Source organism: Pseudomonas cerasi, from assembly GCF_027983475.1.
GTDB classification, from domain to species: Bacteria; Pseudomonadota; Gammaproteobacteria; order Pseudomonadales; family Pseudomonadaceae; genus Aquipseudomonas; species Aquipseudomonas cerasi.
On the sequence record NZ_JAQJVM010000003.1, the window covers coordinates 259034 to 285700 of the forward strand.

21 protein-coding genes are annotated in these 26667 nt (G+C 62.2%); 8 read left to right on the forward strand and 13 right to left on the reverse strand.

The genetic code is table 11. From position 1 onward, the window contains the following. Positions 1–72: 72 nt before the first annotated feature. The 7 genes from PI739_RS17385 to PI739_RS17415 all read left to right on the forward strand — a co-directional run bounded on the left by PI739_RS17385 (position 73) and on the right by PI739_RS17415 (position 9788). Positions 73–759 carry a MotA/TolQ/ExbB proton channel family protein gene (locus PI739_RS17385; RefSeq protein ID WP_003435083.1) on the forward strand — a complete coding sequence of 229 codons (687 nt, stop codon included), beginning with the start codon at positions 73–75 and terminating at the stop codon, positions 757–759. After that, positions 759–1160 carry an ExbD/TolR family protein gene (locus PI739_RS17390; protein ID WP_002555939.1) on the forward strand — a complete coding sequence of 134 codons (402 nt, stop codon included), beginning with the start codon at positions 759–761 and terminating at the stop codon, positions 1158–1160. The genes PI739_RS17385 and PI739_RS17390 overlap by 1 nt, the downstream gene beginning before the upstream one ends. A gap of 99 nt (positions 1161–1259) precedes the next feature. Further along, positions 1260–4085, forward strand: coding sequence for a TonB-dependent receptor (locus tag PI739_RS17395; protein ID WP_024661789.1), 2826 nt, complete (start codon positions 1260–1262; stop codon positions 4083–4085). A 143-nt stretch (positions 4086–4228) separates the two neighbouring features. Continuing rightward, positions 4229–6112, forward strand: a complete 1884-nt coding sequence (locus tag PI739_RS17400) for an extracellular solute-binding protein (protein WP_271352063.1) — start codon at positions 4229–4231, stop codon at positions 6110–6112. Position 6113: 1 nt separating this feature from the next. Then, positions 6114–7181 (forward strand): microcin C ABC transporter permease YejB, encoded by a 1068-nt coding sequence (locus PI739_RS17405; protein WP_003367615.1) that lies wholly within the window; start codon positions 6114–6116, stop codon positions 7179–7181. Further along, positions 7181–8203: an ABC transporter permease gene (locus PI739_RS17410; RefSeq protein WP_003367614.1), complete on the forward strand. Its 1023-nt coding sequence runs from the start codon at positions 7181–7183 to the stop codon at positions 8201–8203. Before PI739_RS17405 ends, PI739_RS17410 begins: the two co-directional genes overlap by 1 nt. A gap of 1 nt (position 8204) precedes the next feature. Next, positions 8205–9788, forward strand: coding sequence for an ABC transporter ATP-binding protein (locus tag PI739_RS17415; protein WP_271352064.1), 1584 nt, complete (start codon positions 8205–8207; stop codon positions 9786–9788). A gap of 9 nt (positions 9789–9797) precedes the next feature. Here PI739_RS17415 and PI739_RS17420 read toward each other — a convergent pair whose 3' ends face one another. The 4 genes from PI739_RS17420 to gabT form a co-directional block, all read right to left on the reverse strand. Beyond that, on the reverse strand, positions 9798–11294 hold the full coding sequence (locus tag PI739_RS17420) for a methyl-accepting chemotaxis protein (protein WP_271352065.1): 1497 nt from the start codon (positions 11292–11294) through the stop codon (positions 9798–9800). Positions 11295–11781: 487 nt separating this feature from the next. Continuing rightward, a complete protein-coding gene (locus tag PI739_RS17425; protein WP_002555947.1) occupies positions 11782–12270 on the reverse strand; it encodes an Lrp/AsnC family transcriptional regulator in 489 nt (162 codons plus the stop codon). Between the two features lie 47 nt (positions 12271–12317). Next, positions 12318–12974, reverse strand: coding sequence for an HAD family hydrolase (locus PI739_RS17430; protein ID WP_032631801.1), 657 nt, complete (start codon positions 12972–12974; stop codon positions 12318–12320). An 81-nt stretch (positions 12975–13055) separates the two neighbouring features. Then, complete coding sequence (gene gabT, locus PI739_RS17435) at positions 13056–14360, reverse strand: 4-aminobutyrate--2-oxoglutarate transaminase (RefSeq protein WP_054082330.1); 1305 nt, start codon at positions 14358–14360, stop codon at positions 13056–13058. Between the two features lie 284 nt (positions 14361–14644). Here gabT and PI739_RS17440 point away from each other — a divergent pair, with 284 nt between their 5' ends. Further along, entirely contained in the window at positions 14645–15574 is a 930-nt protein-coding gene (locus PI739_RS17440; protein WP_240880464.1) for a 2-hydroxyacid dehydrogenase, read from the forward strand. A 92-nt stretch (positions 15575–15666) separates the two neighbouring features. Here the strand turns inward: PI739_RS17440 and PI739_RS17445 are convergent, their stop codons facing one another. The 9 genes from PI739_RS17445 to PI739_RS17485 form a co-directional block, all read right to left on the reverse strand. After that, the gene (locus tag PI739_RS17445) at positions 15667–17124 is read right to left on the reverse strand and encodes an NAD-dependent succinate-semialdehyde dehydrogenase (RefSeq protein WP_271352066.1); all 1458 of its coding nucleotides are present in this window, start codon (positions 17122–17124) and stop codon (positions 15667–15669) included. Positions 17125–17238: 114 nt separating this feature from the next. Further along, on the reverse strand, positions 17239–18396 hold the full coding sequence (argE, locus tag PI739_RS17450) for an acetylornithine deacetylase (RefSeq protein ID WP_054082331.1): 1158 nt from the start codon (positions 18394–18396) through the stop codon (positions 17239–17241). Further along, positions 18393–19562, reverse strand: a complete 1170-nt coding sequence (locus PI739_RS17455; protein WP_046718776.1) for an NAD(P)/FAD-dependent oxidoreductase — start codon at positions 19560–19562, stop codon at positions 18393–18395. The genes argE and PI739_RS17455 overlap by 4 nt, the downstream gene beginning before the upstream one ends. Further along, positions 19559–20968, reverse strand: a complete 1410-nt coding sequence (locus PI739_RS17460) for an FAD/NAD(P)-dependent oxidoreductase (protein ID WP_271352067.1) — start codon at positions 20966–20968, stop codon at positions 19559–19561. Before PI739_RS17460 ends, PI739_RS17455 begins: the two co-directional genes overlap by 4 nt. Next, complete coding sequence (locus PI739_RS17465; protein WP_003367589.1) at positions 20947–21258, reverse strand: (2Fe-2S)-binding protein; 312 nt, start codon at positions 21256–21258, stop codon at positions 20947–20949. The genes PI739_RS17460 and PI739_RS17465 overlap by 22 nt, the downstream gene beginning before the upstream one ends. Further along, the gene (locus PI739_RS17470) at positions 21255–23096 is read right to left on the reverse strand and encodes an ABC transporter ATP-binding protein (protein WP_003367587.1); all 1842 of its coding nucleotides are present in this window, start codon (positions 23094–23096) and stop codon (positions 21255–21257) included. Before PI739_RS17470 ends, PI739_RS17465 begins: the two co-directional genes overlap by 4 nt. Before the next feature lies 1 nt (position 23097). Next, positions 23098–23976, reverse strand: a complete 879-nt coding sequence (locus PI739_RS17475; RefSeq protein ID WP_187599087.1) for an ABC transporter permease — start codon at positions 23974–23976, stop codon at positions 23098–23100. Then, a complete protein-coding gene (locus tag PI739_RS17480) occupies positions 23973–24929 on the reverse strand; it encodes an ABC transporter permease (RefSeq protein WP_003367584.1) in 957 nt (318 codons plus the stop codon). Before PI739_RS17480 ends, PI739_RS17475 begins: the two co-directional genes overlap by 4 nt. 31 nt (positions 24930–24960) lie before the next feature. After that, positions 24961–26598, reverse strand: coding sequence for an ABC transporter substrate-binding protein (locus PI739_RS17485; RefSeq protein ID WP_151342316.1), 1638 nt, complete (start codon positions 26596–26598; stop codon positions 24961–24963). Between the last annotated feature and the right edge of the window lie 69 nt (positions 26599–26667).

Genomic DNA, 26667 nt, shown 5'->3' on the forward strand with positions numbered 1-26667 from the left:
CGGCACCTGACAACCGACACTTCAATTATTAAAGCTGGTGAGGTTTAAACCATGAACGCATCGCTCTCTTCCATGATCGTCCCGGCCGTGCTCTGGGCACTGATTCTGTTTTCCGTATTGAGTTGGGCACTGTTGCTGATCAAGTCGGCGCAGTACGTGCGCCAGAAGTCCCAGAACAAACAGTTCACCAAGGCGTTCTGGAGCGCGCCGGACCTGCTGACCGCCGCCGAGCACTCTGCGCAATACCCCGGCGCGCTGGCGCGTATCGCCAATAGTGGCTTCGAAGCCATGGCGGTCGATGAGTCGCCGCGCACCACGCAACAACTGGCGCACACCATCAACCGCTCGGACCGTCTGGAGCGCAACCTGCGCCAGCAGATACAAAAAGAGCGTCGCGCGCTGGAAAGCGGCCAGGCGATTCTCGCCAGTATCGGCAGCACCGCGCCCTTCATTGGCCTGTTCGGTACCGTCTGGGGGATCATGGAAGCACTGCAAAGCATCGGTGTGACCGGCTCGGCGAGCCTTGAAGCGGTCGCCGGGCCTATCGGTCACGCGCTGGTCGCCACCGGTGTGGGTATCGCCGTAGCCGTGCCAGCAGTGTTGATCTACAACTTCTTCCTGCGCCGCCTCAAGCTCGCCGTGGCCGACATGGATGACTTCGCCCACGACTTCGACGCCCTCGCCCAGCGCAGCGCCTTCGCGGTCACCCGTCAGCCCATCGCCAGCAAGAATGGCCATGCCGTTCGGGAGGCCAGCTAATGTCTTTCTCCACTCAGGACAGCGATGAAGTACTCAGCGAAATGAACGTCACGCCGCTGGTCGACGTGATGCTTGTGCTGCTGGTGGTGTTCATCGTCACCACGCCGCTGATGACCAACGCGATCAAGGTCAACTTGCCCAAGACCGACGCAGTCGCCCCCGCCGAGAAGAAAAACCCGGTGGTGGTCAGCGTCGATCAGGACGGCAAGTTCTACCTCGCCAAATCGGAAATCGCCCCGGAGCTGCTGGAAAAAAGCCTGCAGGACGAAAAGGCCAAGGACCCGGAAATCCGCGTTCAGTTGCAGGCCGATACCGCCGTGAATTATGGCCAGGTGGCCAAGGCCATGGCCTCCATCGAACGTTCCGGCATTACGAAGATATCCGTCATGACAGCGAAATGACGCTCGACTGACCGGGTGGCTTCGCCTCGCGAAGCCGTCTGACCCGACCCCCGTGAATGCGGTTGTCCGTGGGCTGAAAAGCCCTTGGAGGGGAGCGGCTTGCTGGAAAAAGAAGAAGTGGAACTCCCGCTCGGCACAACCGCGTCGGGAACAGAGGGCTCACAAGGCCATTTCAATAATGTCTGGATCAAGTCGGAACTAACCATGCTGATGAATCTTCCCGGTTGCACCCTCAAACCACTGGCCCTCGCGGTCCGGCGTCATCCACGTGCCCTGCTCTGTGCATTGGCCATGGGCATGAGCGGTGCCCAGGCGGCAGACGCCGTCGATGCGGATACCAGCGGCTCGGCCGTGTCCACCAGTGCAGCGGTTGTGCCTGCCACAACTCAACTGCAACGTGTAGAAGTCACCGGTTCGGCAATCCGCCGGGTCGATGCCGAAACCGCCGTGCCGATAACCATCCTGCGCGCCGACGACCTGAAGAAACAGGGCGTGACCACCACCCAGGAAATGGTCCAGCGCATTACCGGCAGCCAGTCGATCAACAACAGCGCAGGCTCGGTCGGCGCCGGAACAGGTGGTGCCTCGTTTGCCGATATGCGCGGCATCGGCGCCAACAAGACGCTGGTGCTGCTCAACGGCCGCCGTCTGGCCAATAACGCACTGTCGGGTGTGGGCACGCCCAACGGCAGCGCCATCGACCTGAACATGATCCCTTTTGCCGCCATCGACCGTGTGGAAGTGTTGCGTGACGGTGCCTCGGCGTTGTACGGCACTGACGCCATTGGCGGTGTGATCAACTTCATCACCAAAAAATCCCTGACCGACGGCAGCCTGACCCTGGGTGGAGAAACCCCGACCGCCAGCGGCGGCGGTGCCACCAAGGACATGAGCGCCAGTTGGGGCTTTGGCGATCTGGAGCAAGACCGCTTCAACGTCATGGGTGTATTCAACTACAACAAGCAGCAAAACCTGGACGCCAACGACCGCTCGTTTGCCAGAGATTACGTGCCAGGACGCGGGCTCAATCAGACCTCCGGTACGGCCTATCCCGGCAATTACTTCCAGGGTGACAACTCTGCGAACCCGCTGGGCAGAAACTGCGGCGGCCCTAACCTGATCGCCAGCAACGGCATCTGCCGGTTCAGCACCCGTGAATACATCGACCTGATCCCGCAAACCGAAAAGACCTCGTTTTTTGGCAAGGCCACCGGCAAGCTGGCAGACGATCATAACGTCAGCCTCGAATACTTCTGGGCTCGTAACAACAACCATACCGATATCGGGCCTGCGCCCCTTACCGGCCTGTCTCTGGACTCATCGTCGCCTTTTTATCCCGGCAACGGCATCACTCCGGCACCGACCGACTTTACTCTCGACCCGACCCAACCGATCAGCACAGCCTGGCGAGAAACCGCAGCCGGGCCACGCGGGTCCAGCGACCAGAACACCAGCCAGCGTTTCCTGCTGAACTTCGACGGCCTGGTGGGCGGCTGGGACTACAACGTAGGTGCTTCTTACAACCAGAACAAAGTCCTGTCATCGCTCACCAACGGTTATGTCAGTGACGCTGCAATGCTCAACGGCCTGGCCAATGGCACCCTTAACCCGTTCGGCCCGCAAACCGCTGCCGGTCAGGCACTGATCGATGCCAACGAATATCACGGCCAGTACTCCAGTGCTGTGGGCCGGGTGGCCGGGCTCGATGCGCGCATCAGCCGGGAAATCGGTGACTGGTTCGGTGCAGGCCCTGCGGGTCTGGCGTTGGGCGGCGAATACCGCAAAGAGAAAATGCATCAGCAGTACGAAGCCTACGTCAACGACATCAGCAGCCTGGGCGCAGATGCCGCCGGTAGCGTCGAAGGCGACAGGAGCGTCAAGGCGGAATACGCCGAACTGAACGTGCCCGTGCTGGACAGCCTTGAACTGACCGCCGCCGTCCGTCACGACAAATACAGCGACTTCGGCAGCACCACCAACCCGAAATACTCGTTCCGCTACCAGCCGTTCAAGCAACTGGTTGTCCGTGGTGCCTACAGCGAAGGTTTCCGCGCGCCGTCGCTTTACGAGCTGTATGCCCCGCGCAGTACGACTTTCACCCAGGGCTATTACAACGACCCGGTTCTGTGTGCCGGTGGCGTCGTCCAGCCGGGTGGTAACGCCGGTCGTGATTGCCAGCAGCAGTTCCTCAACAATGGTGGAGGCAACACCGAGCTGGCCCCGGAAAAAGCCCGCAACATGACGCTGGGCTTCGTCTATCAGCCGGTCAACAACCTGTCGATGGGCCTGGATTTCTGGTGGATTCACATCTCCAACCAGATTCAGGCGTTCCCCGAGTCGACCGTGTTCGATGACCCCAACACCTACGCCGACCGCTACGTGCGCGCTGCCGACGGTTCGATCGCCAATATCGTCACCGGCAACGCCAACCTGGGCATCGTCAAGACCAGCGGTGTCGACGTAACCCTCGACTATCGCTTCCCGAACACGCCTTATGGTCAGTTCGGTCTGGGCATGACCGGCACCTATGTGACGCGTTATGACTTCCAGAACATCATCGACGGCCCGTACACCGACAAGGTCGGCGACTTCCAGGGCGACGGCGTGATTTCGCGTTGGAAACACGTGCTGACCGGTACCTGGGCACTGGGCGATACCCGCGCCTCCATCACCAACCGCTTCACCAGCGGCTACAACGACTACGACCGCACCACCAATGCGCGGGTCGCGTCGTATGCGTTGTGGGACATGTCGGTGGGTCATACCTTCGACAAAGTGCTGGATATCGACGCCGGTGTGCGCAACATGTTCGACCGCAACCCGCCGTTCTCCAACCAGGCCTACAACTTCCAGTCCGGCTACGACCCTCGTTACGCCGACCCGCTGGGGCGCACCCTGTTCGCCCGCGCGACTTACCACTTCTGAGTGTGACGACGTGGCCCATAACGCTCCGTGGGCCACGTCAGATTGCGAGCTCGCCCCCTCCGGCCCAGGTTTCATCCGCCTTCCCCGGCCGGGGGCTTTTTCGCAGTGTTCCGTCATTCAGTGCGTACGAGGAAAGCCCCACCATGTCGCGTCTTAACCGTTTTCTGCGGCGCCTGCTTCTGGGTGTTGCACTGTGCAGTGGCTGGCAGACTGTGCTGGCGACGCCGACCCACGCCTTGACCGTCTATGGCGAGGCACCGAAATACCCGGCCGGCTTCCAGCACTTCGATTACGTCAACCCGAACGCTCCCAAGGGTGGTTCGCTGACCCGGTCGGCGGAAGAAATCGGCCAGTTCAATTACCTCAATCCCTACGTCGATCAGGGCATCAATGTGCGCGAGGTCGACAGCTGGGTGTACTCGCCACTGGCCTATCGCTCGCTGGATGAGCCGTACACGGTGTATGGCCTGATCGCGGAAAAGATGGAGATGGACCCGGACGGTCTGTGGATTCGTTTTTTCCTCAACCCCAAGGCGCGCTTCGAGGACGGCAAGCCCGTCACCGCCGAAGACGTGCGCTACACCTTCGAGCTGATAACCACCAAGGCCAGCTTCAGTTATCGACCCATGTTCGCCGACGTCAAAGAGGTGACCATCGAAGGGCCGCTGCAGATTCGCTTCGACTTCAAGAACAACCTCAACCGCATGCTGGCGCTGGACATCGCCAGCCTGCACATCCTCCCCGAACACTGGTGGAAGACCCGCGACTTCGCCAACGGCGGCGGTTTCGAGCCGCCTTTGGGCAACGGGCCGTACCGGGTCGCCAAGGTTGACGCCGGGCGCAGCGTCACCTTCGAACGGGTCAAGGACTGGTGGGGCAAGGACCTGTCGGTCAGCCGTGGCCTGTACAACTTCGACACGCTCACCGTGAACTACTACGGCGACATCGAAATCGCCCGCCAACTGCTGCAGGCCGGGATGTTCGACTACAACCGCGAGTTCTCCTCTTCAGGCTTCGTGGTCGGCTACAGCGGCCCGGCGATTGACGACGGGCGCCTGCAAAAGCGCATCCTCGCACCGCAACGTCCGGTCGCCGCGCAGGGCTTTGTGTTCAATCTGGACAAACCCATGTTCAAGGACCGCCGCGTGCGCGAGGCGCTGTCGTTGCTGTGGGATTTCGACTGGATCAATCGTCGAGTCATGCGCAATTTCTACGTGCGCGAACAAAGCTATTTCCCGAAAAGCGACATGGCCGCCACCGAGCTGCCGACCCCGGCCGAGCTGAAGATTCTCGAACCCTTGCGCGACCAGGTGCCGGACGAGGTGTTCACCACGGTGTATCAGCCGCCGAAAACCGACGGCAGCGGTTACATCCGTGACAAGCAGTTGCAGGCCCTCAAGCTACTCGCTGAAGCGGGCTGGCACCCGAAGGACAACAAGCTGGTGAACGCCGCTGGCGAGCCGATGGTGTTCAGCTTTCTCGATGGTCAGGGCGGTTTCGATCGCCTGATTCTGCCCTTCAAACGCACCTTGGCGCAGATCGGCATCACCCTAGATTTCCTGCGCATCGATTCGGCGCAGTACATCAACCGGCTCAATGCGCGGGACTACGACATGATCGTGGTCAGCCTGCCGAAAAACGGTAATCCGATCATTTCCCCTGGCCGTGAGCTGTACAACCTGTACGGCTCGCAAAGCGCCACCGAAGTGGGCAGCTCCAACGCCATGGTGCTGCGCAATCCTGCGGTGGATACGCTGATCGATGGGCTGGTGAGCGCCAATACGCGCAACGATATGGTGCTCTACGCGCGGGCGCTGGACCGGGTCCTGCAATGGGGCTACTACATGATTCCCAACTACTACTCCAAGGGCACGCCACTGGTGTTCGCCAACCGTTTCGGCATGCCGGATGTGGCACCGACCTATGACGTTGGTCTGGAAACCTGGTGGCAGATCAGCCCGACCCCGCTGACCAACGCTCAGGCCGCCGCACTGACCGGCAAGCCCGCCGCTGCCAAGGAGTATTGAGATGCTGGCTTATGTGATTCGACGCCTGCTGCTGATCATTCCCACGCTGCTGGCCATTTTGATCGTCAACTTCCTGATCGTGCAGGCCGCCCCCGGCGGACCGGTCGAGCAGGCCATCGCGCGCATTCAGGGCTTCAGCCCCAATGGTGTTGGTGGCGGTGGTGGCGAAGTAGCCGCAAGCGGCACCGCTAGCCGCAGCACCCGTGGGCTGGACCCGGCGCTGATCGAGCAGATCAAGGAACATTACGGTTTCGACAAACCGATGCACGAGCGACTCTGGCTGATGCTCAAGAATTACGCACAGCTGGACTTCGGGACCAGCTTCTTCCGCGGCGCGCCGGTCACCGAACTGATTGCCCAGAAGCTTCCGGTGTCGCTGTCACTCGGGCTTTGGGCGACGCTGATCACCTACCTGATTTCCATCCCGCTGGGCATTCGCAAAGCGGTGCGGCATGGCAGCGCGTTTGATGTCTGGAGCAGCACGCTGGTGATCATCGGCTACGCCACGCCCGCGTTTCTGTTCGCCATTCTGTTGATCGTGGTGTTCGCCGGAGGCAGTTACCTGAGCTGGTTTCCGGCGCAGGGGCTGTTCTCGGACAACTTCGACAGCCTGAGCACCTGGGGCAAGGTGAAGGACTATCTGTGGCACCTGGTGTTGCCGGTCAGCTCGCTGGTGATCGGCGGCTTCGCCACGCTGACCATCCTCACCAAGAACAGCTTCCTCAACGAAATCAGCCGTCAGTACGTGGTCACGGCACGCGCCAAGGGCCTGACCGAGCATCGCGTGCTGTACGGCCATGTTTTTCGCAACGCCATGCTGTTGGTCATCGCGGGTATTCCGCAGGCCTTGATCGAAGTGTTTTTCGCCGGCTCGCTGCTGATCGAAACCATCTTCGGCCTCGATGGCCTGGGGCGCATGAGTTACGAAGCTGCCGTCTCGCGCGACTACCCCATCGTATTCGGCACGCTGTTTCTGTTCACGCTGTTCGGCCTGCTGATCAAACTGATCGGTGACCTGTGTTACACGCTGGTCGACCCACGCATCGACTTTTCCGCGAGGAGCGCCTGATGTTCGAGTTCTCTCCCCAGACCCGGCGTCGCTTCGACCTGTTCAAGGCCAACCGTCGCGGTTGGTGGTCGCTGTGGATCTTCATCGGCCTGATGCTGGTGTGCCTGTGCGGCGAACTGATCGCCAACGACAAGCCGCTGCTGGTCAGCTACGACGGGCAGATGTATTACCCGGTGTTGCACACCTACATGGAAACCGATTTCGGCGGCGAGCTGCCTTTCGAGCCGGACTATGCCAGCGATTATGTGCGCAAGCTGATCGCGGCAAAAAACGGCTGGATGCTGTTCGCGCCGATCCCGTTCAGCTACGACACCATCAACTACGACCTGGACGCGCCATCGCCCAGCCCGCCGGACCACATCAACTGGCTGGGCACGGACGAACAGGCCCGTGATGTGCTGGCGCGGGTGCTGTTCGGCGCGCGGATTTCCATTCTGTTCGCGCTGCTGCTGACCGCGATCAGCACGGTGATCGGCGTGTGTGCCGGGGCGATTCAGGGGTACTACGGCGGCATGACCGACCTGATCGGCCAGCGCATTCAGGAGATCTGGTCGGGGCTGCCGGTGCTGTACCTGCTGATCATTCTGTCCGGCTTCGTGTCCCCCAGTTTCTGGTGGCTGCTGGGGATCATGGCGCTGTTCTCCTGGCTGTCGCTGGTTGACGTGGTGCGTGCCGAGTTCCTGCGCGGGCGCAATCTGGAATACGTCAAAGCCGCCCGCGCACTGGGCCTGACCGACGCTGCGCTGATGTGGCGGCACATCCTTCCTAACGCGATGACCAGCACCCTGACCTACCTGCCGTTCATCATCACCGGCGCCATCGCCACCCTCACTGCGCTGGATTTTCTCGGCTTCGGCATGCCGGCGGGCAGTGCGTCGCTGGGCGAGCTGATCGGCGAGGCCAAGCGCAATCTGCAAGCGCCCTGGTTGGGGCTGACCGCGTTCCTGGTGCTGGCCTTGATCCTTTCTCTGCTGGTGTTCATCGGCGAAGCCTGCCGCGACGCGTTCGATCCTCGGAGCTGACATGCAAGACAACCTGATTGAAATTCGCGACCTGCGGGTCGCTTTCAACGGCCGCGAAGTGGTGCATGGCGTCAGCCTCGACATCCGTCGTGGCGAGTGCCTGGCGCTGGTGGGCGAATCCGGCTCGGGCAAGTCGGTCACGGCGCATTCGATTCTGCGTCTGTTGCCGGCGAAAACCGTCAGCACCCAAGGCTCGATTCGTTACGACGGGCTGGATCTGGTCAGCGCCAGCGACAAGCAGTTGCGCAGCCTGCGCGGCAATCGCGTGGCGATGATTTTTCAGGAGCCCATGAGTTCGCTGAACCCGCTGCACACGGTCGAAAAACAGATCGGCGAAATCCTCGTGACCCACAAGGGCCTCAAGGGCAAGGCCGCGCTGAGCCGCACCCTGGAGCTGCTGGAACTGGTCGGCATTCGTGACCCGCTGTCACGTCTCAAGGCGTATCCGCATCAACTGTCGGGTGGGCAGCGGCAGCGCATCATGATTGCCATGGCGCTGGCCAACGAGCCGGATCTGCTGATCGCCGACGAGCCGACCACCGCGCTGGACGTGACCGTGCAGGTGAAGATTCTGGAATTGCTCAAGTCCCTGCAACAGCGGCTGAACATGTCGCTGCTGCTGATCAGCCACGACCTCAATCTGGTGCGGCGCATCGCCCAGCGGGTCTGTGTGATGCGTGAGGGCGAGATTGTCGAGCAGGCCGATTGCCAGACCCTGTTCGACAGTCCGCAGCACCCTTACAGCCGCCTGCTGATCAATGCCGAGCCGGATGGCGAACCGGTGCCGTCCGCGCACAGCAACACGCTGCTGTCGGTGCAGGACCTGAAGGTCTGGTTCCCGCTGGGCAAGGCCTGGTTCAAACGTGAGCCGCAGTATGTGAAGGCGGTGGACGGGGTGAGTTTCGAGCTGCTCAAGGGCAAGACGCTGGGCATTGTCGGCGAGTCGGGTTCAGGTAAATCGACTTTGGGTCAGGCGATTTTGCGCCTGGTCGATTCAGAGGGCAGCATACGCTTCGGCACCAAGGAACTGAGCCTGCACAGTCAGCACCTGATGCGCCCGTTGCGCCGCCAGTTGCAGGTGGTGTTTCAGGACCCGTTCGGCAGCCTCAGCCCGCGCATGACCGTGGAACAGATCATTGCCGAGGGCCTGGTGACGCACAACATCGGTACGCCGAAAGAGCGGGAACAGACGGTAATCCGCGTGTTGCAGGAAGTCGGCCTGGACCCGGCCACCCGGCATCGTTACCCGCACGAGTTTTCCGGCGGTCAGCGCCAGCGTATTTCCATCGCACGGGCGTTGGTGCTTGAACCGGATCTGATCCTGCTCGACGAGCCGACCTCGGCGCTCGACCGGACCGTGCAAAAGCAAATCGTCGCCGTGCTGCGTGACCTGCAAATCCGTCGCGGTCTGACGTACCTGTTCATCAGCCATGACCTGGCGGTGGTTCACGCCCTGGCCCATGATCTGATCGTGATCAAGGACGGCAAGGTGGTCGAGCAGGGCCCGTCCCGCGAGATCTTCGCCGCACCGCAGCAGGCCTACACTCAGGAACTGCTGCGCTCGTCGGGGCTGGTGTTTGCCTGAGCCCGAAAGCTACGCGTGAAAGCTCTGGCCCAGCGCTTCCAGGCGAATGGCCAGCGGCGACAGGCTCTGGCTGCTGGTCGCCAACACACCGATATTGGCAGCGGTGTGCTCGGCGATGGTCTGTACCGAGCGCAGCTGATCGGCAATTTCCCGGCTGACGGCGGACTGTTGTTCGGTCGTCGTGGCAATCAGGCCGTTGAGCTGGGTGATATGGCCGATGCCTTCGCCGACGGCGCGCAAGGATTCCGAAGCGCGCTGGCTGTCCTCGACACAACGCCCGACGCCCTGCAGGCTGTCGTTCATGGCCGTATCGGCCTGACGACTGCCTTTTTGCAGGTCTTCGATGATGGTCTGGATTTCCTTGGTCGACGACGCTGTGCGCTGCGCGAGGTTGCGCACCTCGTCCGCCACCACCGCAAAGCCTCGGCCCTGCTCACCGGCGCGTGCGGCTTCGATTGCAGCATTGAGGGCCAGCAGGTTGGTCTGCTCGGCAATGCTGCCGATCACGTCCAGCACTTTGCCGATCTGTTCTGACTGGTTGGCCAGGGCCTGTACGGTTTCATCGGTGGTCGTGATGCGTGCGGCAAGCTGGGTGATTTCGCTCTGTGCACGGTCGACACTGTCGCGCCCGTGGGCGACCTGATCGCTGGCGTCACCGGCCCGCTGCACGGCTTGCGCGACGTGGCTGGAGATATCGTTCATGGCTTCGCCCATGCGCTGCATGGCGCTGGTCATGCGGGCGATTTCACTGAGCTGATGCTGCGCACCGGTTTCCAGCGTACCACTGGCCTTGGCGAGGTCATGACCCAGTTCGCCCAGCCCGCGAGTGTCACGTACCACACCGTCGACCAGGCTGGTGATCTGCGCCAGAAACTGCTCGAAACGTTGTGCCAGCGAGACATGTTTGCCCGAGCGCTCGCTGGACTGGCTATCGGTAGAGAACTGGTTGGTGGTGGCCAGCATCCGGTCCAGCATGTCCTGATTCTCGACCGCCTCGGCCTGATTCTGCACGGCCAGGTAAACCAGAATCGCGCTTTCAACGACTACATACACCGCATGCACAAGCACCATGCTCCAGCCGAAGCCGTGGTGCATGACGTACACCGGGAAGCCGGAGTGCTGCAAGGCATGGAAAACGATGTGGTGGAGAGCGATGGTGACGGCAGCGACCAGAATCGGCAGCCAGTCGCGGTAGAAGGTCAGCACTGCCAGCAGGACGAAGATGCCGAAATGTATCTCGACCTGCCCGTGCGTCTGATTGATGTGCAGCGCGGTCATGACCATCAGGCCCACACCGAAACAGCAACGCATCAATCGGGTGCCGCCGATGGCCCGATACAGCCCGGTCAGCACCACCGCGGTGCCGCCACCGCCGATGACTGCCTGGGTGAAGGTGTCGAACCAGAACGCCAACCCGAGCGCGTAGATGAACAACAGCCAGATCAGACCCAGCATGATCCGGTCGGCCTTGCGGTAATGGTCAAGGAAACGGGGGGCTACGGGCATCGAACACATCCTTTTGAAATCCATGGCGACAGGGGCTCCTGCCGGTTTTCAAATCTGCACGAGCAAAAGCCCGGCCAAAGTGCCGTCCGGATAGTAGCCCTATGCCAGAATTTCAGAAATACATATTCTTTGCCCGGTATTCACGGCTGCGTATGCGGTGCTGCGCAGATCTGTGACTCGGAGCGTCACGCAAGGCATTCCCACGCTGGAGCGTGAGGAACGATAGGTGTCAGGGATATCGCAGAGCGGGTGGCGCGCGAGGTGTCCGGGCAAACACCATCGTGGCTCAGCGCGATACACACATCCTATGGGAGCGAGCTTGCTCGCGAAGAGGCCAGTCAGCCTTGATATCAGGTCGCTTTAACCACCGCCTTCGAAGCAATGCAGATCGCCGTCCCGGTCACTCCCACAATCCACATGGCCCTCGTGCCCATGCTCTGAAGTGGGTATGCCGTTACGGACGCTCCGCGTCCTCTTGGCTGAAGCTTCAGTGGCGCAACAGTTTGCGCAGCGGTACGCCGTCTTTCATGACCGGGGATTTGATGACGATGTAGCTGAAGTACTTGGAGATGCCGATGTTCTTGTCCAGCAGCTCTTCGATCACTTCCTGATAATGCTGAATGCTGCGGGTCATGAAGCGCACCAGGTAATCGTAGCCGCCGCTGATCAGGTGGCATTCCAGCACTTCGTCGACGTGACGGATGTTGGCTTCGAATTTGGCGAAGTCTTCGCGCTTGTGGTCGCTGAGGGAGATCTCCGTGAACACGGTGACCGATTCGGTGATCTTGGCCAGATTGAGGTGCGCCTTGTAGCTGGAAATGTAACCTGCCGACTCCAGACGTTTGACGCGTTGCAGGCAAGGGCTCGCGGAAAGTCCGACGGCATCGGCCAGGCTGACGTTGGTCATGCGCCCGTCTTTCTGGAGTTCTACCAAAATATTGATATCAATCCGATCCAGTTTGACCAAGCCTTCCATTACCTACCTCTTGTATTGCCATTCACGGTGCCTACCTTCTAGCAAAATCAGCGCCGTAAAGACAGCTGATGCTGAGCGACCAGATCGGCCATGCTGTTGATGCACAGGTCGGCGGTGCATGGCTGACGGTGTTGCTCACGGCTGCGGCGGATCAGGCACAGCCCGCCAGTGCTCAGCGCCGAGGCCGGAGGGCGTGACACTATCAGGGTGTCACGCGGCTCCAGATCCATGTCGGCAAGCCACGCCGTGTCGTCCAACGGGTGGGTGGTCAGTGACAGCAGGCTGTCGGGCTCGAGCCCCAGTCGTTCGCACAGCACACCGCGATCCTGCAGGTCGCGGTCGGCGTACACCAGCAATCGATAGAACTTGCGCAGGTAGAGCATCGCGCCGGGCGCATCCTCGAACAGCGTCCAGTTCGGCACCGAGCGGGCGAAGGTCATGCCCTCTTCCCAACTCGCCTTGATCCCCAGGCGTTCGGCCAGCTGTCGATGCGCAAAGCACAGCAGCCCGCTGAAACCCAGTTCGTCGAAGCGCGGATACAAGGTGCGGACCACGTCATTGAACTCGGTCAGCACCTGATCTTTCTCCGGTGTATTCAGGCCGTTTTCCAGCAACGGCTGCAACGCCGCCCAGACACCTGAATCACGGTCCACCAGCACTTCATCACAATCGATCAGCAGTGCGCGGTAATCAATAAGCCCCATGGCAGGCAACGTCTCCATTCAACAATGATCCCCAGCGCGGGTGATCGCAGCGTCTCGCGACGGCCGCGACCACGCTTGCGCTCAGCTGGACTTCAATACTCGTGCCAAGGCAGCGTCGAGAATGCCCAGTGCTTCATCGATCTGCTGCTCGGTGGTCACCAGTGGGGCCAGGAAACGCAGGACGTTGCGGTACACGCCGCACTTGATCACCAGCAGGCCGCCGATGCGCGCCTGATCGATGACCTTCTGGTTAAGATCGGCGTCCGGACTGCGTGCCGCGTCATTCTTGACCAGCTCCATGGCGAGCATGAAACCCGTGCCGCGCACGTCGCCAATACACGCGTAACGTTCTTTGAGCGCAAGCAGACCCGCACGCAGACGTTCGCCCAACTGCTCGCCGCGTGCCAGCAGGTTTTCCTGCTCGTACGTGTCGATCACCGCCAGCGCAGCGGCGCACGACAGCGCATTACCGCCGTAGGTGCCGCCCAGGCCGCCCGGAAGCGGTGCGTCCATGATCTCGGCACGCCCGACCACGCCCGACAGCGGCATGCCGCCCGCCAGGCTCTTGGCCACGGTCACCAGATCAGGCTGGATACCCGAATGCTCGAAGCCGAACCATTTGCCGGTCCGCCCGAAACCGGACTGGATTTCATCGACAATCAGCACGATGCCGTGTTGCTCGGTCAGCGCACGCAAGGCCTTCATGAACTCCACCGGCGCAGTCAGGAAGCCGCCATCGCCCTGCATCGGCTCGATCAGAATCGCCGCCACACGCTCCGGTGCGACCTGAGTGGCCAACAGCTCGTGCAACGCCGCCAGCGCGACTTCGCTGGTCACGCCGCGATACTCGTTCGGGTACGGCGTGTGGAACACTTCGGGAGCCATCGGGCCGAAATTCTGTTTGTACGGCTGGCTCATGCCGGTCAGCGTGGTGCCAAGCAGCGTACGGCCATGAAAACCGCCGCGGAACGAGATGATTGCCGGGCGATTGGTGTGGGCGCGGGCGATTTTCACCGCGTTTTCGACCGCTTCGGCGCCGGAGGTGAAAAGCACGGCCTTGTGATCGATGCCGCTCTGACCCGCGATGAGATGGCTCAGGCGTTTGGCCAGGTCCAGATAGGGCTGATAGGACGCCACCTGAAAGCAGGCGTGGGTGACTTTGGTCAGTTGCGCCTGAATCGCCGCGACCACGTTCGGGTGGTTGTGGCCGATGTTCAACACGCCGATACCGCCGACGAAATCCAGATAGCGCTTGCCATCGACGTCCCACAATTCAGAACCCTGTGCCCGGTCGATGACCAGCGGGTGGGCCGTGACAATCCCGCGCGGCACGAACTGATCGCGCTGGCGGAGCAGATGAGGGGTTTCGTCGACTTTGCTGTTCATGGTTATACCTGTCGTGGGCCAGGCAGCCGGCGGGGTGGCTGCGATGCTGTTCAGGTTAAGCGTTCAGCGAAATGATCTACGCCGAACTTGCCCCCTCAGATGTCCATATCGACTGTTTTTCGCCTTGCAAACGGCAGATTCCTTCATGCCCGCAAATCGCCATGCAATCTGCCGGGCAGCGGCGCTTTTCGGACATTGGAGAGGCCAGGAAGCAGGCGTTTCGACAGATCCTGCTTTGCATTTGCGGCATGATGGGGCTCCCCTTTCATGCTCAGGAAATGCCCATGCCCGCCCTGCTCTACAAAGCCGATCCCGCACGTGCCGAACGATGGCGCGTCCTGTTTGCCGAGCACGCGCCGGACATTGAATGGAGGGTATGGCCGGACATCGGCGACCCGGCCGACATCCACTATCTGGGTGCCTGGCTGGCGCCCGATGATCTGCAGGAGCTGCTGCCCAACCTGAAAGTGCTGTTCGCCCTCTCGGCAGGCGTGGACCAGCTGGAACTGAGCCGTATTCCGAAATCGCTGCCGGTGGTGCGTTTGCTGGACCCCGGCATCAGTCACGGGATGTGTGAGTACGCAACCTTTGCCGTGCTGAGCCTGCACCGGGAAATGCTGCGTTATCGGCAGCAGCAGGTTGAAGGCGTCTGGAAAGCCCACCCGCTGATACCGGCAAGGCAACGTCGAGTGGGCGTGATGGGGCTTGGGTTGCAGGCGCAGCATATTCTGTCGAGCCTCAAACCGTTCGGTTTCCAACTGTCGGGCTGGGCGCGCAGCGAGCATCGAATCGACGCTGTCGAGTGCTATGCCGGGGAAGGGCAACTGCAAGCCTTTCTGGGGCAGTGCGACATTTTGCTGTGTGTACTGCCGCTGACCGGGCAGACCGAAGGCATCCTTAATCGTCAGCTTTTCGAACAATTGCCCAAGGGTGCCGCGCTGATCAATATGGGTCGTGGCGGGCATCTGGTGGAAGCGGACTTGCTGGAAGCGCTGGACAGCGGCCAACTCAGCGCTGCGGTACTGGATGTGCTGCAGCAGGAACCGGCGGCAGCCGACCATCCGTTCTGGACCCACCCGAAGATCCTGCTGACCCCGCATGTGGCGGCCATGACCCAGCCGGAAAGCGCCTTTCCTGGCCTGCTCGATAACATTCGCCGTTTTGAGCGTGGTGAAGCGATGCAGGGGCAGGTGGATCGCGGCCAGGGTTACTGATGCGTTGGATTATCGTTCCCCACGCTGGAGCGTGAGGAACGATAATCTCAACTATCGTGCCGACGCTCCGCGTTGGTACGCCGTTCTGAACGCTACAACCCGCCCACATGAAACGCCTTCACTTCCAGGTATTCATCCAGTCCGTAGCTGGAGCCTTCGCGGCCCAGGCCGGATTGTTTGATGCCGCCGAACGGGGCGACTTCCATGGAGATGATGCCGGTGTTGAGGCCGACCATGCCGAACTCCAGCGCCTCGCCGAAACGCCATGAGCGACGCAGGTCCTGGGTGAAGTAATACGCACCCAGGCCATAAGGCGTGGCGTTGGCCAGTGCCAGCGCTTCGGCTTCATCTGTGAAGCGCATCAGCGGCGCGACCGGGCCGAAGGTTTCTTCGTTGGCCAGCAGCATGCCCGCGTGGGTATCGCCCAGTACCGTGGGCTGGACGAACTGGCTGGTGCCGTCGGGAGAGCCGCCGTGCAGCAGTTTCGCCCCCTGGCTCAGCGCATCGTCGATATGCCGGGCGACTTTGCTGACCGCTGCCGGGTTGATCAGCGGGCCGATGGTCACGCCCTCTTCCAGGCCGTTGCCGACCTTGAGCTTGGCGACCTCTTCCACCAGCCGTGCAGCGAAACGGTCGTAGATGCCGTTTTGCACCAGAATCCGGTTGGCGCACACGCAGGTCTGCCCGGCGTTGCGGAATTTGCTGAGCATGATGCCCGTCACCGCCTGTTCCAGGTCCGCGTCGTCAAACACGATGAAGGGCGCGTTGCCGCCCAGTTCGAGGCTCAGACGTTTGATGTGTTCAGCGCTCTGGCGCATCAGCAGACGGCCGACCGGCGTCGAACCGGTGAAGGAAATCTTGCGCACCACCGGGTTGCCGGTCAGTTCTTCGCCAATCCCTGTGGGCATGCCAGTGATGACATTGAACACCCCGGCAGGAATGCCCACGCGTTCGGCCAGTACCGCCAGCGCGAGGGCTGACAAGGGCGTGAGGTCCGATGGCTTGACGATGATCGGGCACCCTGCGGCCAAGGCTGGCGCACACTTGCGGGTGATCATGGCGTTGGGGAAATTCCACGGCGTGATCGCGGCGCAGACACCCACCGGCTGCTTGAGGGTCATCAAACGACGGTCTGCGCTGGGCGCAGGAATGGTTTCACCGTACGAGCGGCGCGCCTCTTCGGCGAACCATTTGACGAAGCTGGCACCGTAGCGGATCTCGCCGCGCGACTCGTTCAGCGGCTTGCCCTGCTCAAGGGTCATGATCAGCGCCAGGTCTTCGACGTTGTCGAGCATTGCTTGATGCCAGCGCTCCAGCAGCGCCGCGCGTTCGGCCGCGGGACGTGCGCGCCAGGCAGGCCAGGCGCGATCGGCCGCTTCGATTGCACGTCGGGTTTCGACGCCCTGCAGGGCCGGTACCTGCGCCAGCGTCTCGCCGGTGGCCGGGTCGCTGATGGTCAGGGTTGCACCATCGTCAGCGCTGATCCATTGCCCATCGACGTAGGCGCGGTCTACCAGCAGGCTGGGGTCTTTCAACTGATTCTTGAGCATGATCGAGTCCTGTTCCGGGATGACTGCCAGTCTAGGCAGACGCCACAGTCCAGGATGCTGAAAGCAGGATAACGGCAGCGTCCGATGCTGAAATTTGCCTGCGGACGGCAGCCTCTACTGCTTCAATGACCCCAGCAGGCTCTGCAGAAACCGCTCGCCCGCATCCATCTGGCTCTCGTCGATAAACTCGTCCGGCTTGTGTGCCTGCTCGATGGAGCCTGGCCCGCAGACCACCACCGGCACATTCAGGCGCCCGGCGAACAGGCCGCCCTCGGTGCCATAAGAGACCTTGATGTGCTGTGTGCCCGGTTCGGCAAACGCATGCAGCATGCGCACCGCCTCAACGCTCGGATGGGTCTCCAGCGCCGGGTATTCGTTCATCACCTCGATCTCGATGTCCGCCACCCCCGACAGCTGTCGCGCTTCACGTACCAGCACTTCGGCACGCTCGCGCAGCTGCTCCAGCAATAGATCGGGGTTGTCGCCCGGCAGGTTGCGGAACTCGAATTCCATGGTGCACAGGTTGGGCACGATGTTCAGCGCCTTGCCGCCATCGATACGGCCGATGTGCACGGTGCTGTAGGGAATGTCGTAGCCCTCGTCACGCGCGCCCTGCTGTTCGATCTGCTTCTGGCTCTTGCGCAGCTCGGCGATGAAATCGCTGGCCAGATGAATCGCGTTGACCGCTCTTGGGGCCAGCGAGGAATGCGCTTCCTGGCCTCGACAGAAGGTGCGATAGGACGCCTTGCCCTTGTGACCGACAGCGAACTGCATCAGGGTCGGCTCGCCAACCACGCACAGGAACGGGCGTACCGGTGCCAGATGCAGGACGTCGAGCAGACGCCGCACACCGACACAGCCGATCTCTTCGTCGTGGGACAACGCCAATTGCAGCGGTCGCATCAGGGGCATGTCCGCGGCATTGAGCATCGCGTCGATAGCCAGGGCGATAAAGCCCTTCATGTCGCAGGTGCCACGGCCGTAGATGCGCCCGTCACGCAGGGTGGCCTGAAATGGCGGCATCGTCCACGCCTGACCGGCCGCAGGAACAACGTCGGTGTGGCCGGACAGCAGCACGCCGGGTACATCACGCGGGCCGGTGCTGGCGAACAGGTTGGCTTTCTTGCCGGTCTCGTCCTTGACGATCAGCGACTCGATGCCTTTGCTGGCCAACAGTTCACGGACGTATTCGATCAGCGCCATGTTCGGCTCCGACGACACGGTGTCGAAGGCGATCAAGCGCTTGAGGATTTCCAGTGCGCGTGGGCTCATGAGGCTTTACTCGTCTGTTCAGTGAGGTTGTCCACAAGGCTGACATCAAACCGGCGAATGTCGAACGGGCTGATCGAGGTGCTGGTCGCGCCGGTGCTGATCAGCTCAGCCATCACGTCGCCCACGCCCGGACCGAGCTGGAAGCCGTGGCCGCAGAAGCCGAACGCATAGAACAGGCCGTCGACCTTGCCGCTGCGACCCATCACCGGCAGCGAATCCGGCGTGTAGCCTTCGATGCCGCTCCACACGCGGATGATGTTCAGGTTGCCGACGCCGGGCAACAGGCGACGCATTTGCTGCACCTGATTGATGATGCTGCGCGGCTCGACGTAGGCGCGGCGGTTGATCATGTCCGGCTTGCTGCGAAAACCACCACCGATGACGATGTTGCCGCGTGCGATCTGCCGGAAGTAGATCACTTCGTGAGGGATTTTGGTGAACACACCGATCACTGTCGGCAGTGCATACGGCACCGGCTCGGTCACGGCCATCTGCGGACCGTGGGTGTCCAGCGGCACGGATTCACCAAACTGCGTGGAGAGTTTCTGTCCCCAGGCGCCAGCGGTGATCAGCAACTGATCGGCGGTGAATATGCGCCCGTCAGTGGTGGTGACTTCGAATTCGTGACCGACCTTTTCCACATGGGCCACTTCGGTACGCTCTTCGATCCGCGCCCCGGCCCGAATCGCCGCGCGGGCGAAAGCCGGTGCTGCCAGACGCGGGTTGGCGTGGCCATCGTGTGGCGCGTAGGAGCCGCCCTTCACGTCCGGCCCGAGAAACGGAAAGCGCTCGTGCAGTGCTTTCCCGCTATAGATTTTCAGGTCCAGCTCACGGGCTTCCGATGCCGCTGCGTAGGCTTCCAGTTCGGCGATTTCGTCCTCGCGATAGCAGACGCGCATGTGGCCGCTGGGCAGGAATTCCAGGTCTTCACCGATCAGCTCCGGCAGCCGCTGCCATAACGCTCTGGAACGGTTGGCGAGTTCCAGCTGGCCAAGATGCCGCCCCTGACGGCGCACGTTGCCGAAGTTCACGCCGCTGGCGTACTGGCCGATCACGTCGCGCTCCAACAGCGTCACCGACTTGCCGCGCTGGCGCAGAAAGAAGGCTGACGCCGAGCCCATGAAGCCACCGCCGACAATCAGCACATCGACTCTCGGCTGCCTCATGACACCACCTCGTCGATCAGCATCGACAACGGTTTGACCGGCGCCTGACCGCGCTGGCGACCGACCTGTTCGACCGGCACACCGGCTTCGGCCGCGATCACCTCGGCCCCGGCCTGCGAGCAGTAACGGCCCTGGCAGCGGCCCATGCCGACGCGACTGAAAGCCTTGGCGCGATTGACTTCGCAGGCGCCCTTTTCACGTACGACGCCGCGCAGTTCTCCCGCGCTGATCATCTCGCAGCGGCAGACAATGGCGTCATCGGGCAAGGCAGCGGCCTGGGCCGCAGGCCACGGAAACGCCTCGGCCAGCCCGACCCGAAAGCGATCCATTGCCACCAGGCTCTTGCGTACTTCTTCCTGACGCGAGTTATCCACAGGTCGCCCGAGGTCCTCCAGCAGTGCCATCGCCACCAGTCGACCGGCCTGTTCGGCGGCATCGGCGCCACGAATCTTCGCGCCGTCGCCCGCCGCGTAAAACCCTTTGACCGAGGTCCGCCCCTCCTCATCGACTGCCAGCACCCATTGCCCGGACGCTTCGTCGAAGCGTAACTGGCAGCCGGCCAGATCAGCCAGCTGGGTTTCCGGACGCAGGTGGTAACCCAGCGCCAGAGCATCGCAATCGACGTTCAGCGCGGTGCCATTGGCCAGCTTCACGCGCACACCGACCACGCCGTCCTGTTCGCTGCCGATGATTTCCTCGGGCTGCACGCCCAGATGCACCGGCACCCCGGCGCTGTACAGTCGGCCCAGCAGTTTCATGCCGTTGAACAGCAGACCGGGACGCGCCAGCAATTTGGGCATCGCGCTGATGCGTTTGCCGAACGGTGAGGTGTCGAGCACCGCAGCGACATCGGCACCGGCTTTGACGTACTGGCTGGCGACCAGGTACAGCAGCGGGCCGCTGCCCATGAACACCACGCGACTGCCAATCGAGACCGATTGCGACTTGAGCGCAATCTGCGAGCCGCCGAGGCTGTAGGTGCCTGCCAGCTGCCAGCCCTTGATCGGCATCAGGCGGTCGGTGGCCCCGGCACACAGGATCAGTGCGTCGTATTCGACCACGGTGTGCACGCCCTGACTAGCGCAGCACAGTTCGCCGTGGGTCAGGTTCCAGGCCAGCGTGTCGGGGCGGTAGTCGATCTGCGTGCGCAGGCGATCGAAGCTTTCATGCAGGTCACGCGCCTTGGCCGCTTCGGTGCCATACAGCGCTGAATAATCGCGCTTGAAGCCCTCTGGCTGACGGCGATAGATCTGCCCGCCGTCACGCCGGTTTTCGTCGATCAAAATCGGTTTGATGCCTGCAGCCAGCAAGGTTTCGGCGCAACGGGTGCCTGCCGGGCCGGCGCCGATGATGACGACTCTCGGGCTGCCAGGGTTGCGAACGTCTAACCGTGAAGAAGTGGCCATTTCGCCTCCGGTTGGGTGGTGACGATGTCGAGTCCGTCGCGGACCTCGTTGGAGCAGGCGCGCAGCCGCTCGCCGCTGCGGGTCCAGACCCAGCAGTCCTGGCAGGCGCCCATCAGGCAGAAACCTGCACGGCGCCCGGTGTCGAACTCGGATTGGCGTAATGTGGCCTTGCGGGTCAGCAACGCCACCATCAGGGTATCGCCCTGCAATGCCTCGATGGGCGCGCCATCGACCATCAGGCTCACGACCGGGCGTTCGCGTTCGCCCAGTCTCACAAAACGGCCATTCATGCGTAAGCTCCGACGGTTTCAGGGTTCAGGTTTTCTTGCACGGCCTGCAGCTCGTCGCTATCGCGGTGGCAAAGGATCTCGCTGCCACCTGCGATCAGGCGACGACCCGGCGCGGTCTTGTTGCACAGGCCTTCGATGCGGGCCGGGCAGCGATTGAGGAAGGTGCACAGCTCCGGATTGTTGGCCGGTGCGCTGATGGGCGGCAGCTTGCCGCTGGTCACACCGCAGGTTTCCAGCCAGCCTTGGCGCAATTCCGGCACCGAATGCACCAGCAGATCGGTGTAAGGGTGGAATGGCACTCGGCTGAAGGCTTCGCGGCTGCCCTCTTCGACCTTGTGGCCGCTGTACATCACCACGATGTCGTCGCACAGCGCGCGAACGGTGGAGATGTCGTGGCTGATGAACAGGTAGGAAACTCCCAGCTTGCGGCGCAGTTCGCCGAGCAGTTCGAGGATGCATGCACCGACCACGGTATCCAGCGCCGAGGTCACTTCATCACAGAGGATCAGGTCCGGCTTGGCCGCCAGGGCGCGGGCCAGGTTGACGCGCTGTTTCTGCCCGCCCGAGAGTTCGTTGGGACGCCGCTCGGCCAGCTCGCGGGGCAGGCGCACCAGGTCCATCAGCTCATCGATGCGCTCGCGCAGGGCCTTGCCCTTCAGGCCGAAATACATCTTCAGCGGGCGGGCCAGAATCGCGCTGATGCTGTGCATCGGGTTGAGCGCGGTATCGGCGTTCTGAAACACCATCTGGATGCGCCGGAACTGTTCTTCGGTACGACCCGCCAGGGTGCCGGACAAGTCGGCACCGTCGAACGTCAGGCTGCCATGCGCCGGGTCCAGAAGACCGGCGACCACACGGGCCAGCGTCGATTTGCCCGAGCCCGACTCGCCGATCACGCCGATGGCCTGACCACGGCGGATGGTCAGGTCGATGTCTTCCAGCACGCGAATCATCGGCATGCCTTGCAGGTCTTTTTTGCCATACCCCGCCGTCAGGCCTTTGATGGTCAGCAGCGTGCTGTCCTTGACCACTTCGCTGGCCGGACTCAGTACTTTATCCGGACGCGCCGCCGCCAGCAGGCTGCGGCTGTAGGCATCCGCCGGGCCTTTGAGCAGCTCGGCGGTGCTGCTCTGTTCGATGATCCGCCCGCCATTGAGCACCACGATCTGATCGGCCATCTGCGCCACCACCGCAAGGTCGTGGGAGACATAGACTGCCGTGGCACCCCGGTCGCGGACGACCCGCTTGAATGCACGCAGCACGTCGATCTGCGTGGTGACGTCCAGTGCGGTGGTCGGCTCGTCGAGGATCACCAGCAACGGATCACTGATCAGCGCCATGGCCGCCATGACGCGCTGCAACTGGCCACCCGAGACCTGATGCGGGTAACGCCGGCCGATGCTTTCCGGATTGGGCAGGGCCAGGTCGCGGAATAGCTCGACAGCCTTGGCTTCCAGATCCGCGCGGCTGCCCAGGCCATGAATCAGCGCACCTTCGATCACCTGATCGATCAGCTTTTTCGCCGGGTTGAAGGCGGCTGCGGCGCTTTGTGCAATGTAGGAAACGCGGTTGCCACGCAGGCCCTGCAATTGGCTTTCGGGCAGGCTGAGCATGTCGTGCTCGCCCACTTGAACCACCCCGCCAGCCAGCTTGCAACCGCGTCGGGCGTAACCGAGCAGGGCCAGCGCGATGGTGGTCTTGCCGGAGCCCGACTCGCCGATCAGTGCCAGCACTTCACCTTTTTCCAGCGAGAAGCTGACGCCTTTGACGATCTCCAGCTCGCCATGGTCGCCCTCGGCAACCACACGCAGGTCTTGCACACGAATCAACTGGCTCATCTCAATGCCCTCCCGAACGACGGCCGCGCCGCGAGGCCAGCCGGTCGATGAACAGGTTGACGCCGATGGTCAGCGTGCCGATGGCCAGTGCCGGGATCACGATGGCCGGAGCGCCCTGGCTGAGGCCGCCGATGTTCTCGCGTACCAGCGAGCCAAGGTCGGCGTCAGGCGGTTGTACACCGAGCCCCAGAAAGCTCATGCCGCTGAGCAGCAAGACGATGAAGCCGAAGCGCAGGCCCAGGTCGGTCATGACCGGGTTGAGCATGTTCGGCAGGATTTCCCGGCAGGCAATGTAGATACGGCCCTCGCCGCGTGTGCGCGCCACTTGCACGTACTCCAGCGCCTCGATGTTCACCGCCAGGCTGCGGGCGATCCGAAACGCGCCTGGCGTGTAGCTCAGTACCGCCGTGCAGATGAGCAACACTTCGGACGAGCCGAACGCCGAGACCATGATCAGTGCCAGCATTTTGCTGGGGATCGAGATGAACGCGTCCATCAGGCGGCTGATGATTTCGTCCAGCCATTTTGGCGCGACCACCGACAGCAGCGCACACAGGGTGCCGATGCCGCTGGCCAGCACGGCAGAAATCAATGCCAGACCGACGGTGAAACGCGCACCGACCAGCACGCGGCTGAGCATGTCGCGGCCCAGGTAATCAGTGCCGAACGGGTAGGCTGCGCTCATGTTTTCGAACATGTTGTCGGAGACCACTTCGCCCACCGGATGCGGCGCGAGCCAAGGACCGAACAGGGCGACCATCAACCAGATGAGGCACACCGTAGCGCCCAGCAGGCCAAGCCATGAGGTCGGACGGGACGCCTTTTTGCGAAGCACCGGTTGCGGCGCCGCAGGCGTCGATTTCGCAATGAATTGAGTCATTGGGTTCTCAGCCTCGGATTGGAAAGAATTGCACACAGGTCGGCCATCAGCACCAACCCAAGGTAAGCGGAGCAGAACAGCATCGTGCAGCCCTGCACCAGGGCCATGTCACGGTTGGTCACGGCATCGACCATCAGGCTGGCGATGCCGGGATAGTTGAAGATGGTCTCGACGATAACCACCCCGCCGAGCAGGTACGACAGGCTCAGTGCCACGGCGTTGACGATCGGCCCGATGGCGTTCGGCAAGGCATGGCGCAAGACGATGCGCACCGGGCTGACGCCCTTGAGGCGCGCCATTTCCACATACGGGCTGTCCAGCTGATCGATGACCGCAGCGCGGGTCATGCGCGCCATCTGCGCCACGATCACGCAGCACAGGGTCATCACCGGCAATGCATACGTGCGCATGAACTGCCACGGCGAGCTGACATCGGCGCCGTAGGACAGCGCGGACAGCCAGCCCAGGTTGACGGCGAAAATCAGCACCGCCAGCGTCGCCACCAGAAACTCGGGCACCGCGACCAGTGACAGGGTGATGAAATTCAGCGCGCCATCGAGGCGACCGCCACGGCCCATTGCGGCGCCGATGCCCAGTGCCAGCGCAACCGGCACCGATACCAGCGCGGTGGTGGCCGAGAGCATCAGGGTTTTCGGAAAGCGTCCGGCAATCAGCTCTGAAACCGGCATCGCGTTGGAGACCGATTCGCCGAGGTTGCCGCCGAGCAGGTTGGTCAACCAATGCAGATAACGCACCACACCTGGCTGATCGAGGCCCAGTTGGGTACGCAATGCCGCGACCTGTTCAGGCGTCGCGAATTGCCCAAGGGCCTGTTGCGCTGCGTCTCCGGGCAACACCGCCGTGATGGCGAAGACCACGATGGAAACGATCAACAACGTCACGATCGCCGCGCCGAAGCGCTGCACGATCAACCAGAGTGTGTTGCTATTCATCTGCATCCTCCTGCTCGGTTCAGCGTTGCATTTATGCGTCCAGCCACACCTGCTCGCTGAACATGTAGCCCATGAAGCCGCCCAGCGGGTTGCTGGAGTAGCCCTGGATACGCTTGTCCACACCGTCGATGTTGCTGATGAACACGGGGATGCCGATGCCGCAGTTCTGGCTCACCAGAGCCTGCATGTCGCCATACATTTTGGCGCGCTTGGCGTCGTCGGTTTCGCCACGGGCCAGCAACAGCAACTGGTCGAACTGATCGTTTTTCCAGCCGGATTCGTTCCACGGCGCGGTGGACTGGAAGAACTGCGAGAAGATCACGTCTGCGTTGGGGCGCGGGTTGATGTTGCCGAAGCTCAGCGGGTGCTTCATCCAGTGGTTGGACCAGTAGCCGTCGCTTGGCAAACGGTTGACGTTGAGGGTCAGCCCGGCCTGTTTGGCGGACTGCTGCAGCAGCACGGCGATGTCCACCGAACCCGTGGCGGCAGGCGATGCCGCGACGGCCATGGTGATCTTTTCCATGCCGGCTTTCTTGAGCAGGAATTTGGCTTTTTCCGGGTCGTAGGCGCGCTGTGGCAGGTCGGCGTTGAAGTAGCGCGAGCCTGGCGAGATCGGATGGTCATTACCCACGCGCGCGTAGCCACGGAACACCGCCGATTTGACCTGTTCACGGTCCAGCAGGTACTTCATGGCCTCGGTGAATTCCGGGCTTTTGCCGGGCATCTGATCCTGACGAATGATCAGGTCGGTGTAGTTGCCGGACGGTGCATCGACCACGCGGTGTTTGGCGCTGGCGGCAATGCGTGTGGTGGAGCGCGGATTGACCTCGTTGATCATGTGTACGTCGCCGGAAAGCAGCGCGTTGACCCGCGATGGCTCGTCGCTGATGGCGATGAATTCGATCTCGTCCAGGTACGGCAGGCCCGGCTTCCAGTAGTTGGGGTTGCGTGCACTGACCGAGCGCACGCCAGGGTTGAATTCCTTGACGGTGAATGGCCCGGTGCCGATGCCTTTGCTGAAGTCGGTGGTGCCTTCGGGCACGATCAGCAGGTGTGAAACGGCGAGGATCGACGGCAGCTCGGCGTTGGGCGAACTGAGGGTGATCTGCACTTCCAGCGGGCCGGTGGCCTTGATCTCGGAAAACTGTGCCATCAGTGGCATGACTTTCGAGCCAGTGGCCGGGTCCTTGTGGCGCGACAGGGAGAACACCACGTCGCCAGCGGTCAGCGCCTTGCCGTTGTGGAAGGTCACGCCCTGGCGCAGGGTCACGGTCCAGACGGTCGCGTTGTCGCTTTCGATCTTCTCGGCCAGCTCCATGTGCGGCACCAGATGGCTGTCGAAACGGGTCAGGCCGTTGTAGAACATGAAATGACGCACGTAGTCGGTAGACAGCGCGCCTTTGGCCGGATCCAGCGTGTCGGCGGTAGAACTGGACATGCCGGCAACGCGAATGCGGCCGCCCGGCTTGCCTTTGACAGGGGCATCCGCGTCATCGGCAAAGACCTTGCCGGCCGCGCCGAACAGGCTGGTGGAGCCCGCCGCAACCACACCTGCAACACCCAGCATGCGCAACGCATCGCGCCGCGACAGGCCACGATTGAGACCTTCGAAAACCCGCAGGCTGTCTTGGCCTGTGATCAACGCGGAGTCGGTTTTGTTATCAGCCATATCAGTTCTACCTGTCGAAAAGGGGAAATTCCGAATTGCTCACGGTTGGCCGGAGCGTCCTTCAAACAC